This window comes from Nonomuraea sp. NPDC050227, from assembly GCF_044459705.1.
Lineage (GTDB): Bacteria > Actinomycetota > Actinomycetes > Streptosporangiales > Streptosporangiaceae > Nonomuraea.
Genome location: NZ_JBITJF010000011.1, coordinates 176885 through 189043, shown reverse-complemented (window position 1 = coordinate 189043; position 12159 = coordinate 176885). Strand labels below are relative to the sequence as shown.

Sequence of the window (12159 nt, the reverse complement as noted above, 5' to 3'; positions counted from 1 at the left end):
GCGCTGCGCTGCAAACGAAGCCCATCCCAGCCGGCCGAACCGTCGGTGACAGGCGAGACCGAGTTGCCTGCGAAAGACCGCGTGCGACAGAGAGCGCATCACCGCAGCGCCTTCTGAACGCCCTGTGACCGGCGTGCCGCCAGGGCGGGCCGTCTGGCGGCGGGAGCGACGGGCCCTCTCCGACGACCTGGGCAGAACCCTTCGAGACCGGGTCGCCGGGGTTGCCAAGCAGCCCCGCGCCCTGCCAAACGTGCAGCGGCCGGGAGCTCCGCTCCGACCGCCCATGAGGACTTCCTCAAGCCAGCCCGCGCGCCATCCGCCGGCAACGCCACCCCTCCTTGGGCCAGAAACCCTGCTGCCGGAGGGCGTTCCGAGGCCCTGAATGCCCGCCCTGAGCCCGATGCCGCCCCAATCCGGCGTCGTCCTGAGCCCGGCGTCGCCCTGGCCCGATGACACCCGGAATCCAGCGTCCTCCCGTACCCAACGTCGCCTGGCCCGAGGATGCCGCCATCACCTTGAGCCCAGGGGCCAGATTGAGGCGCGGTGACGTGACATTCGGCGGCCCCAGAAGCCCGGCCAGGGCGCAGCCTGACGACACGGGGTCCGTCTTTCGATCGAGGAAACGCGAGAGGCCGTTGTGGAAGCACAAGGTCGCGTTGAGACCCGGTGGCGTTCTGCCGGCGAGGTTGCAGCACGGTAGCGCCGCGGACATGGGCGCGAGGTCCCTGAAATCTGGGCCCTTGCTTGAGCCGGTGTCAGCGAAACCCGGGGTCAGATACGTGACCCCGGGTGAGAGCCTCCAGGCTCAGGCGTCGATGTGGTCGCGGTCGACCTCGGCCGCGCTGCTGACGATGAACTCCCGTCGCGGCGCCACGTCGCTCCCCATGAGCAGGCTGAAGATGGCCTCGGCCCCCTCGGCGTCCTCGATGCGCACCCGGCGCAGCACCCGGTGCCGCGGGTCCATCGTGGTCTCGGCGAGCTGGTCGGCGTCCATCTCCCCAAGGCCCTTGTACCGCTGCACCGGGTCCTTCCAGCGCTTGCCCCGCCGTTCCAGGTCGCGCAGGACCTTCTGCAGCTCGGCGTCGGAGTAGCAGTAGATGTACTTCTCCTTGCCGCGCCCGGGGTTGGTGAGCTCGATGCGGTGCAGCGGCGGCACGGCCGCGAACACCCGGCCGGCCTCCACCATCGGCCGCATGTAGCGGTGGAACAGGGTGAGCAGCAGGCAGCGGATGTGCGCGCCGTCGACGTCGGCGTCGGCCATGAGGATGACCTTGCCGTAGCGGGCCGCCTCGATGTCGAACGAACGCCCCGACCCGGCCCCCACCACCTGGATGATCGCGGCGCACTCGGCGTTCTTGAGCATGTCGCTCACGGACGCCTTCTGCACGTTGAGGATCTTGCCGCGGATCGGCAGCAGCGCCTGGAACTCGGAGTCGCGGGCCAGCTTGGCCGTGCCGAGCGCGGAGTCGCCCTCGACGATGAACAGCTCGCTGCGGTCGACGGCGTCGCTGCGGCAGTCGACCAGCTTGGCGGGCAGCGCGGAGTTCTCCAGGGCGCTCTTGCGCCGCTGGTTGTCGCGGTGCTCGCGGGCCGCGATGCGGGCCTTGGCGGCGGCGACGATCTTCTCCAGCACGGCCCGCAGCGGCTGCTTGAACCCGCGCGGCGGGTTGGCGAACAGCTCCTTGAGCTCGCGCGAGACCACGTGGGAGACGATGCGGGTGGCCGCGGAGGTGCCGAGCACCTCCTTGGTCTGCCCCTCGAACTGCGGCTCGGGCACCCGGACGGTGACCACGCCGGTCAGCCCCTCGGAGATGTCCTCCTTGTTGACCGGGTCGTCGCCGCTCTTCAGCAGCCGGGTCTCGCGCAGCAGCTCATTGATCGTGCGGACCAGGCCGCGCTCGAAACCGGTCAGGTGGGTGCCGCCCTTGGGCGTGGCGATCACGTTGACGAACGAGCGCACGGTCGACTCGTAACCCTTGCCCCACCGGACCGCCACGTCGACGGTGAGCTCGCGCTGCACCTCGGTGGGCGTCATGTGGCCCTGGTCGTCGAGGACCGGCACGGTCTCGTGGAAGTGGCCCACGCCCTGCAGCCGCAGCACCTCGCAGACGGGCTCGTCGCGGGCCAGGAACTCGGTGAACTCGGAGATGCCGCCGTCGAAGCGGAACTCCTCGCCGGTACGCTCCTCGCCCCTGCTGTCGAAGACCGCCAGGGTCAGGCCCGGCACCAGGAACGCGGTCTGCCGCAGGCGCACGTGGATCTCGTCGAGCGAGACCTCGGCGTCGGGCAGGAAGATCTGCTTGTCGGCCCAGAAGCGCACACGGGTGCCCGTGACGTTCTTGGGCAGGTTGCCGCCGATCCGCAGCCCGGACTTCTTCTTGAACTTGGCCGTGGGCCCGTCGCCGTCGAAGACGCCGGGCACGCCGCGCCTGAAGCTGATCTCGTGGACCCGCCCGTCGAGGTCGACCTCGACGTCGAGCCGGGAGGACAGGGCGTTGACCACGGAGGCGCCCACGCCGTGGAGGCCGCCGGAGGCGCCGTAGGAGCCGCTGCCGAACTTGCCGCCGGCATGAAGCTTGGTGTAGACGAGCTCGACGCCGGCCAGGCCGGTCTTGGGGTGGATGTCAACGGGGATGCCGCGGCCGTTGTCCCGCACCTCGATGGAGCCGTCGGCGTAGAGCTCGACCTCGATGCGGTCGCAGTGGCCGGCCAGGGCCTCGTCGACCCCGTTGTCCACGATCTCCCAGAGGCAGTGCATGAGCCCGCGGCTGTCGGTGGACCCGATGTACATGCCCGGCCGCTTGCGTACGGCCTCGAGGCCCTCAAGCACCGACAGGTGACGAGCTGTGTAACCCGCCTCCACTACCGTCACTCTTGCTCCCCTGGTCTAAGCATCGAACACGTGTGCGTAGCCTACCGTTCTTCCCTCAGGCGCGCGTACAAGCTTGCCATGGCGACACGTTTGCCGTTACCAACCGGCTGATCACCATTACTTTCGGACACATTCTGCTCTGGGCGTAGCGAGGCGGAGGTTGGGAACGTCCACGTCCGGTTAGATGTTGTCTCAAGTGACTGACGCCAGATCCTCGCTTCGGCGGGGGTGACCCGAAAGGCGATACGTGACTGGAGCTCTCGCCCCCGTTAAGCCGCTGACGGCCCTCGACCGCTGCGACCGCTGCGGCGCCCAGGCCTACATTCGCGCGACCCTGCCTGTTGGTGGGGAGCTGCTGTTCTGCGCCCACCATGGGCGTCAGCACGTCGCAGCGCTGCGCGAAAAGGGCGCCGACATCCTGGACGAGTCGGCTCGCCTCAGCGAAACCCCGTCAATGAACCCCAACGACGACCGCTGACGCGTTCGTTGTGATCACATAACCACATATTGCACGACCAGTTCGGCGATCCCGGCACACCACGCCGGGATCGCCGTTCTGCGTTCAACCCCGTCCAGGCGGTGGCCAGAGCACCCGCAAGCGATGGTTCAGGTCACACGACGTAGTGGCCAGACCGCGTACAGGCAGGGCTGGGTGCGCGAAGGCGGTCGCCGGGTTGCGCGAAGACGGTGGTCCAGCGCACACGCACGCAGTGAATCAGGCCACCCGCAGGGGATGTCCGGGCGCACGCAGACTGTGGCCCTGGACACACGTACACGCGGATCCAGAGCGCGGGCGGAGGCGTGGCCCAGGCCGTGCCTGCCGTGTACCAGGCCTCCGCCCGGTGGTCAGAGGGCCGCACGGGCGCCGGCGTCTCAAGCGTCCGCACGCGGCGTGGTTGGGGCCGTGCACACCTCTTTGGTGCAGGCCGGTCGTACGGCTCAGGTCACGGTGTTCGTACGCGGTAGTGGTATCGGCCGATGGTCTGGAAACCCTCGCTGCGGTACAAAGCCTGAGCCCCGTGGTTGGGCTCGGTGGTGACCAGGTACGCGCTCTTCGCCCCGGCATGCCTGGTCAGGGCGCGCAGCACCGTACGGGCCAGCCCGCGCCGCCGGGCCCGCGGCAACGTCGCCATGCAGAAGATCCCCGCCGTGTCCCCCTGCGGCACCACCCGGCCGACCGCGACCGGCACGCCGTCCTCCTCGACGGCCCCGTACCAGGCGGGCACGCCGGTGCAGATGCGGGCGGCCTCCTCCAGGCCGGCGCCGTACCGGCCGTCCACGGACCACCAGGTCTCCAGCCATTCCGGCCACGGATGGTCCTCGATCCGCACCGGGCCGCGCGGCTCTGCCGACGGCGATCCGGCCATGACGACCGTCGGATCGACCAGCTCGTACCCTCTGCGGGCCAGCTCGGCGTCCAGGCCGGACCAGGTGCCGGGGCCGACGGAGAAGGCGCAGCTCTGTCCCCGCTCGCCGTAGAACGCCTCGGCGGCGCCGATCGCGGCGTCCAGGTCGGCGGGGGCGTTCAGGGCGAGCACCGAGTTCGCCCGTTTGGTCACGCCTCCGGCGGAACGCAGCACCCAGCCGTCGTGGACACGCTGCTCGTAGGCCGGCCACGCCTGGTGCACCAGCAGGTCGACGTTCATCCGCGCAGCCTAGCCGACCAGCGCGAACACCCTCTGACCGGCCCGTTAGGGTGTGGGGTTGTGCTGATTCTGCTGCCGCCGTCCGAAGGAAAGGCCGCCGAGGGGAGCGGCCCGCCGCTCGGCGAGCTGTCCTTCCCCAAGCTCGACCGTGCCCGCAAGCGGGTCGTGACCGCGCTCATCCGGGCCTCCAAGCGCCGCGACGCCGCGCAGGTGCTCGGGCTGACGCCCGGTCTGGCGGGCGAGGCGGCCAAGAACACGGCGCTGAAGACCGCGCCCACCCTTCCCGCCGCCGACCTCTACACCGGCGTCCTGTACGACAACCTCGGCCTGAACACCCTGGACGACGCCGCCAGGGCCAGGGCGGAGGAGTCCGTGCTGATCTTCTCCGGCCTGTGGGGCGTGTTGCGCGTCTGCGACCGGGTGCCGCCGTACCGCCTGTCGATGGGCGTCAGCCTGCCGCCGCTGGGCGGCCTGGCCGCCTACTGGCGCACGCACCTGGCCAAGGAACTGGACCGGATGCCGGGGCTGGTGGTGGACCTGCGCTCGGCCACGTACGCGGGGGCCTGGCAGCCCGGCGACCGGTCGGTGTCGGTACGCGTCTTCCGCGACGGCAAGGTCGTCAGCCACATGGCCAAGGCCACCCGGGGCGAGATCGCCCGCGTCCTGCTCCAGCAGGAGGAGGCCCCCGGCACGCCCGGCGAGCTGGCCAAGACCCTCGGCAACCTGGGCTGGACGGTCGACCTCGCCGAGCCCGCGAGGCCGAACCGCCCCTGGCTGCTCGACGTGCACGTCACCGACCCGGCCTGACGCCCCCGGAAACGTCGATCGCCCCGCCCGGAGGGTTCCGGACGGGGCGATCGACGAGGTGGCTCCTAGTCCAGGTAGTCGCGCAGAACCTGGGACCGGGACGGGTGACGCAGCTTGGACATGGTCTTCGACTCGATCTGGCGGATGCGCTCACGGGTGACCCCGTAAACCTTGCCGATCTCGTCGAGCGTCTTCGGCTGCCCGTCGGTGAGGCCGAACCGCATCGACACGACGCCCGCCTCCCGCTCCGACAACGTGTCGAGAACGGAGTGCAGCTGCTCCTGCAGCAGCGTGAAGCTGACGGCGTCGGCCGGCACGATGGCCTCGGAGTCCTCGATGAGGTCACCGAACTCGCTGTCGCCCTCCTCACCCAGCGGGGTGTGGAGGGAGATGGGCTCGCGGCCGTACTTCTGGACCTCGACGACCTTCTCGGGCGTCATGTCCAGCTCGCGGGCCAGCTCTTCCGGCGTGGGCTCGCGGCCGAGGTCCTGCAGCATCTGCCGCTGGACCCGGGCCAGCTTGTTGATCACTTCGACCATGTGGACCGGGATGCGGATGGTCCGCGCCTGGTCGGCCATGGCACGCGTGATCGCCTGCCGGATCCACCACGTGGCGTAGGTGGAGAACTTGTAGCCCTTGGTGTAGTCGAACTTCTCCACGGCCCTGATCAGACCGAGGTTGCCCTCCTGGATCAGGTCGAGGAACAGCATGCCGCGCCCGGTGTAGCGCTTGGCCAGCGAGACCACGAGCCGGAGGTTGGCCTCCAGCAGGTGGTTCTTGGCCCGGCGGCCGTCTTCGGCGATCCATTCGAGCTCGGCCCGGACGTCGACCGGCAGGCTGTCGGTCTCGCCGCCGCCGAGCTGCTCCTCGGCGAACAGACCGGCCTCGATGCGCTTGGCCAGCTCGACCTCCTGCTCAGCGTTGAGCAGGGGGACCTTGCCGATCTGCTTGAGGTAGTCCTTCACCGGGTCGGCGGTGGCGCCGGCGGCGGCCACCTGGGCGACCGGGGCGTCGTCGTCGTCGTCGGACAGGATGAGGACCTCGTCCTCGGTCTTGTCCGCGGTGGCGGCGGCGACGTCGGCGGCCTTGGGCTCGTCGTCGGAGTCGTCGTCGGAGTCGGAGTCACCCTCGGCGTCGGAGTCGTCCTCGGCCACGATGTCGTCGACCTCGATGTCCTCGAGGTCCTCCAGCTCCACGTCGCCGTCGAGCTCGAGATCGTCGTCGTCGGAGTCGGTCGCCTTGAGGCCCTCGGGTGCCTTCGGCTTGGTCTCGGCAGGCCCAGCGCTGACTTCTGGCTTGGCCTTCTTGGCGGCGGCCGGAGCCGCCTTCTTCGGAGCGGGAGCGGCCTTCTTGGCCGGAGCCGGCTTCTTGGCGGCCGGCTCGGCCTCAGCGGCGCCCACGACCGCGGTCACGGTCTCGGGCTGCTGCTCTTTGGCGGCCGCTGCCGTCTTGGTCTTGACGGGGGCAGCGGTGCGGCGCTTTGCTGGACCACGAGACTTCTTCGGCGCAGCCGAATCCGCGGCGGTCACCACCACGGTCACGCCCTCTTTGCTGAGGTTCCGCAAGAACGCGGCGGCGTGCGACATGGGGATGTCCGCCTCCTCGAAGGCCTGACGGACATCCTCAGACTCGAGGAAACCCTGCGAGCGCCCACGCTCGAGCAGTCGCTGAATGACGGGCTCGTTCAGCTCTTGTGGCTTCGAGCGAGTCGAACTTGCAGGCGACACGAACACCTCTCGAACGAACGCGTGGCGACAATGGACCCAGATGCCCGCTGGGGGCTGTTGCCTCTCTCGGAGATCGGTGAGGCCGTGCGAAGCGCGACGGACCTGACACAGCATTGTGGCACGACCCCGCACTCCATACGGCCACCTCCCGGCGGTTGTCCTCCACCCTAGGCCGACCAAGACAGTAGTGCGTACGTAAGCGGGGCACTGATACCCGAAAGCAACCGTTATGACTGTTTCATTCAGTCACTCTTCGTGGCCGGCGGGACGTGAATTGCGAGCGCGGTAACGTCATCATCCTGTTCATATCCAGACAACATCCGGTCAACCAGGAAGTCCAGCAACATGTGCGGACTGCTGACCACCTCAGGCGGCGCTTCGGTCACAACACTGCAAATCTCTGCGAGACCGGCGTCAAGCCCTCGCTTCCTGTTCTCCACGAGACCGTCTGAGTAGAGCACCGCGGTGTGTCCCGGCGGCACCACGAACCGGAACTGCCGGCGGCTGGTCGGCCAGCCCAGCGGCGTGCCGGGCTCGGCGTCGCACAGGATCGCCGTGCCCTGGGGCGAGACCAGGACGGGCGGCGGGTGGCCCGCCATGGCCAGCGTGCCCTCGCCGGTGACCGGCTCGACGACCATGTAGGCCAGGGTGGTGACCTGCTCCTCCTCTTCCGTGGCCTCGAAGACCCGGTCGAGGCCCGTGAGCACGGCGGCGGGCGGCGGGTTGGTGAGCGCGAGCGCCCGCATCGCGTTGCGGATGCGGCCCATGCCCGCCGCGGCCTTGACGCCCTTGCCCATGACGTCGCCGACGACCGCCGCGACACGCCCGTCCTGCAGGACGAACGCGTCGTACCAGTCGCCGCCGACCTGGACGTGGCGGCTGCCCGAACGGAAGCGCTGGGCCAGCACCAGGCCCTTGACCACGGGCAGGCGGTCGGGCAGCAGGCTGCGCTGGAGCGTCTCGGCGGTGCGGTGCTCGCGCTCGAAGAGCGTGGCCCGCTCGACGGCCAGGGCGCACTGCCCGGCCAGCGCCTCCAGGAAGACGCCGTCCTCCTGGGAGATCTTCTGCGGGCGCGTGAACGAGAAGCGCAGCGCGCCGAGCGCCCGGCCGGCGGCCAGCAGCGGCAGGCCGACCCAGGCGCGCTCGTCGCCCTGGCTGATGAACCCGGCCAGCGCCTCCTCGTCGTCGCCGGCCTCCAGCAGCTGCGCCTTCAGCGACTCGGGCGACTCGGCGAAGACCGGACGGCGGCTGTTGACGGCCATCGTCATCACGTTGGAGTGGGACAGCGGGATCTCGTCGCCCGAGCCCTGGACCTCGGGGATGCCCTCGCCGTTGACCAGCTTGAGCGCGGCGCGGTCGGTGTCGAGCAGCGCCACGGCCGAGCGGTCGGCGGCCAGGGCGGTGCGGCCGACGTCGATGATGACCTGGACGACCTGCTCGACCGTCAGGGCCTCGGCGAGCTGGGCCGTGGCGCCCTGGAGCCGGGCGGTGCGCAGGGCGGCGGCGCCGAGCTGGTCGGTCAGCCTGCCGCGCATCTCCTCGGCCTCGCGCTGCGGGGTGACGTCGGTGTTGGCGCCGACCCACTCCACGACCCTGCCGTGCCTGATGATCGGCACCGCGCGCACCTCGAAGTGGCGGTAGCCGCTGGCCCGGGTGCGGACCCGGTAGTTCCACTCGAACATCGTGCGGCCGCGCAGCGCCTCGCGCCAGGCCTCCTCGGTCTGCTGGCGCTCCTCGGGGTGGACGACCTCCAGCCAGCCGTTGGCGAGGTACTCCTCCAGCCCCTGGCCGGTGATGGCGCGCCACTGGGGCGCGTCCTCGACGACGGCGCCCGTGGGCGAGGTGATCCAGACGAGCTGGGACTGCGCCTCCACCAGCGAGCGGTAACGCTCCTCGCTGCGGCGCAGCGCCTCCTCGGTCTGCCGGCTCTCGGTCACGTCGAGGCCCACCAGCGCGATGGCGCGCAGCTCGCCCGCCTCGTCGTGGACCGGCGAGAACGACAGCGACCAGTGGCGGGTGTCGCCCTCGGCGGACCGCACGCGCACGCGGCCCTCGGTGACCGGCGCGTCGCTCTCGATGACGGCCTGGACGGCGTGGGTGATGATCTGGCTCAGGTCGGCCGCCAGCACCTCGACCGGCAGGCGGCCCACCAGGCGCTCGGCGGGCACGCTGACGACGTCGCTGAACACGTCGTTGACCCGCTGGACGCGGCCATCGCCGTCGAAGAACGCGAAGGCGAACTCGGCCTCCGACAGCATGCCCTTGAACAGGGCGGAGTCTGAGATGTCCACATCCGACTCCCGGGGACGGGGAACGGAGGTCTCGGCGCTCATGGTCGGCACCTCCGTCGCGTGCCAGGGTCTCCCACGCGGCACATCTCCATAACTGTGTATCGGCGTAGCGCAGCTCCGGGCGACCGGATTCTGCAGTACATCATCGGCGATGGGCATGCGCCGACGGAAGCCCCCGCCGCCGCCCGGTCGCCATAAGGGTCAACGCATCCTGTCAAAGTCGCTCCACATTGCGCAGCAAGATCAGGTTACTCGCCCTTGGCCGCGCGCTTGGCCTCCTGCTTGGCGGCGCGCACCCGGCCCAGGCTGTCGGTGTCGACCACGTCGGCGACCGAACGGTATGACCCCTCCTCGCCGTAGAGTCCGGCTGCCTCACGCCAGCCTGACGGCTGGACCCCCAGCTGCTTGCCCAGCAATGCCAAAAAGATCTGGGCCTTCTGCTTGCCGTATCCCGGAAGGGCCTGCAGTCGTTTCAACAAGTCTTTCCCGTCGGCCGCGTCGCTCCAGATGAGCTCGGGCCGCCCGTCGTAGTGTTCGACGAGGTAGGCCGCGAGCTGCTGGACGCGGGCGGCCATCGACTTGGGGTATCGGTGCACGGCCGGCTTCTGCGCCAGGAGCGCGGCGAACGCCTCGGGGTCGCAGGCGGCGATCTCCTCGGCGGTCAGGTCGTGCCCCAGGCGCTCCGAGATGGTGTACGGCCCAGTGAACGCCCATTCCATGGGAATCTGCTGGTCGAGCAGCATGCCGACGAGCAGGGCGAGCGGGCTGCGGCCGAGGAGCTCGTCTGCCTCGTCCCGCTGGGCGAGCTGGATGCGCATGGAAACAGCTTTGCACGAGAAGCGAACACAGGCGCCTCAGAGCCTTGACACAAGGCCGAGAAAAGATGAAATGGGAGCGCAAGTCACCCTGCATACGTTCCTGGGGGTTTGCTCCCGGGTCTCCAGAGGAATCTCACATCTATGCTCGCTCTGGCCACACGCTTCCTCAGGGAGCCGGTCAGTCTCCGGCTGGCCGAAGAGTTCCTGACCGTACCCGTGGACACGATCGACCGGTGCGTGGCCGACGTGTGCGCGTGCGCCGAGCATCTCGGCGTCCCGCCCACACCGGAGGTCGTGGAGCGCATCGCGCGCGAGCATCTGCTCGCCATCGTGAACTCCGCCCCGCCGCCCCGAAGTCCCCGCTGATCGCGGCTCCACCGATAACATCGGGGTCACCAGGCCGAGTTCTCTTCACCGTTTGCGCCTGGAATACGAGAGAGTGAGGGCGTGCGCCGACACCGACGAGATCCCCGGGAGAGCAGCCCGCCCGACGACGTGTTCCAGGAGATGGTGCAGGCGGCCCGCGAGCTGCTCGCGGTGCGCAGCCCTCTCGACGCGGAGCTGATGGTCTCAGACATGATCGGGGCCTGGTGGGGCAGGCGGGTCAGGGGCGGTGACGTGGAGCAGGTCCTCGGGGAGGGCCTGGTCGACTACGCGGCCAAGGCCGGCACCCCGGCCTCCCTGACGCTGCTGGTGTGCCTGGCCTACCTGGGCACCGCCCGCCAGGGCGCCAAGGCCGAGGGCGCGGCGCTGGCGATGATGGAGTCGGGCGTGGCCAGGCCGGGCTGGGCCGACAAGGTCGGCGCGGTCAAGCCCACCGGCTGCTACGTCTCCCGCGACGCCTACGGCGACCAGGACACGGTGATCTGCACGTTCGCCTACCGATGGAACGAGGCATCGGTGCCCAGCGACCGGCACGCGCTGGTCGTGGTCGTCGACCACAACATGAACGGCATGGCCCGCGACGCGTGGGTCTCCTCGCACGTCGACAAGCTGCTGGAGCAGGCCAGGGCCGAGGCGGCGGGCAACCCGATGCTGCTGTTCGAGGAGATCCAGCCCGAGCAGGCCAGGGCGCTCCTGGACTCGGCCATGAAGGCCACCAGGGAGCCCAAGACGCCGCCGCCGGTGAGCGAGAGCTACAGCGCCTACCACGCCTTCGCCCGCGCCCGGCTCAAGGCGCTGCCGCCGGGCCGCAAACGTCCGGCGCCGCTGCACATCGAGGCGCCCTACAGCCGCGAGCGGCGGGCCATGCTGGCCGCCGAGTTCCTGGCCTCCGACGCCGCCGAGCACCTGTCCGACCCGTCGGCGGCCTCGCGCTGCGCCGACCACATCATCGACTACGGCTGCGAGCGCGACTTCAACCGGCCGCTGCGGGTCAGCCCGACCAAGTGCGAGACGTTCCTGCTCGACTGGCTGCCGCGCAAGGTGATGCTGAGCGCGGCCGAGCAGGAGGCGATGCCGCACGTGCTGTCGGCGTGGGTGCGCTTCGCCGCGCGCCGCACCGGCCTGCCCGAGCAGGGGCTCAAGGCCACCCTCGACGCGGTGTGGGAGGCCACGGGCAAGTTCCCCGAGGCCTACCGCGACCCGACGTCGTTCGGGCTCGACCGGCCGCTGCTGGAGCGGCTGCTGCCCGACGGCGACCTGTCGGCGCTGGCCAGACGGGTGTTCGCGTTCCCCTACCTGCAGGGCGTGCACAACGGCATCGACCTCGACCGGCTCAACCCGGCCGACGAGGCCGACCGGCGCACGTTACTGGAGATCGACCACGGCGGCGTGATCGACCAGGAGCACCTGGCCTGGCACGAGGAGATCGCGACCCGGCTGTGGGACGGCGACCCGCCCCAGCTGTGGGAGGCCGCCCAGCGCCTGCTCGACCTCGGCCACGACCGCCACGACGTGCTCCACGTGCTGATCGAGATCGCCGAGCGCATCGGCGGCGACCCCGACGAGCTGGCCGCCGCCCTCGACGACATCGCCGACATCCCCGACGAGATCTAG

At 70.1% G+C, this 12159-nt stretch carries 9 protein-coding genes; 4 read left to right on the top strand and 5 right to left on the bottom strand.

Annotated features, from left to right (window positions below; all coding sequences use genetic code 11):
• Positions 1 to 805 precede the first annotated feature (805 nt).
• A complete protein-coding gene (locus ACIBK9_RS36555) occupies positions 806 to 2872 on the bottom strand; it encodes a DNA topoisomerase IV subunit B (RefSeq protein WP_352327648.1) in 2067 nt (688 codons plus the stop codon).
• A gap of 247 nt (positions 2873 to 3119) precedes the next feature.
• Here ACIBK9_RS36555 and ACIBK9_RS36550 point away from each other — a divergent pair, with 247 nt between their 5' ends.
• Positions 3120 to 3350 (top strand): hypothetical protein, encoded by a 231-nt coding sequence (locus ACIBK9_RS36550; RefSeq protein ID WP_125639804.1) that lies wholly within the window; start codon positions 3120 to 3122, stop codon positions 3348 to 3350.
• A 466-nt stretch (positions 3351 to 3816) separates the two neighbouring features.
• Here ACIBK9_RS36550 and ACIBK9_RS36545 read toward each other — a convergent pair whose 3' ends face one another.
• Complete coding sequence (locus ACIBK9_RS36545) at positions 3817 to 4518, bottom strand: GNAT family N-acetyltransferase (protein ID WP_397163269.1); 702 nt, start codon at positions 4516 to 4518, stop codon at positions 3817 to 3819.
• Between the two features lie 60 nt (positions 4519 to 4578).
• Here ACIBK9_RS36545 and ACIBK9_RS36540 point away from each other — a divergent pair, with 60 nt between their 5' ends.
• Entirely contained in the window at positions 4579 to 5325 is a 747-nt protein-coding gene (locus tag ACIBK9_RS36540) for a YaaA family protein (protein ID WP_397163267.1), read from the top strand.
• 65 nt (positions 5326 to 5390) lie between these two features.
• Here ACIBK9_RS36540 and ACIBK9_RS36535 read toward each other — a convergent pair whose 3' ends face one another.
• From ACIBK9_RS36535 to ACIBK9_RS36525, 3 genes are all read right to left on the bottom strand, one after another.
• The gene (locus ACIBK9_RS36535) at positions 5391 to 7052 is read right to left on the bottom strand and encodes an RNA polymerase sigma factor (RefSeq protein WP_397163265.1); all 1662 of its coding nucleotides are present in this window, start codon (positions 7050 to 7052) and stop codon (positions 5391 to 5393) included.
• A gap of 242 nt (positions 7053 to 7294) precedes the next feature.
• Positions 7295 to 9385 (bottom strand): SpoIIE family protein phosphatase, encoded by a 2091-nt coding sequence (locus ACIBK9_RS36530; RefSeq protein ID WP_352329755.1) that lies wholly within the window; start codon positions 9383 to 9385, stop codon positions 7295 to 7297.
• A 206-nt stretch (positions 9386 to 9591) separates the two neighbouring features.
• The gene (locus ACIBK9_RS36525; protein ID WP_352329753.1) at positions 9592 to 10161 is read right to left on the bottom strand and encodes an HhH-GPD-type base excision DNA repair protein; all 570 of its coding nucleotides are present in this window, start codon (positions 10159 to 10161) and stop codon (positions 9592 to 9594) included.
• 141 nt (positions 10162 to 10302) lie between these two features.
• Here ACIBK9_RS36525 and ACIBK9_RS36520 point away from each other — a divergent pair, with 141 nt between their 5' ends.
• Together ACIBK9_RS36520 and ACIBK9_RS36515 are read left to right on the top strand one after the other, a co-directional pair.
• Positions 10303 to 10527: a hypothetical protein gene (locus tag ACIBK9_RS36520; RefSeq protein WP_125639785.1), complete on the top strand. Its 225-nt coding sequence runs from the start codon at positions 10303 to 10305 to the stop codon at positions 10525 to 10527.
• A gap of 141 nt (positions 10528 to 10668) precedes the next feature.
• Entirely contained in the window at positions 10669 to 12159 is a 1491-nt protein-coding gene (locus tag ACIBK9_RS36515) for a hypothetical protein (RefSeq protein WP_387665263.1), read from the top strand.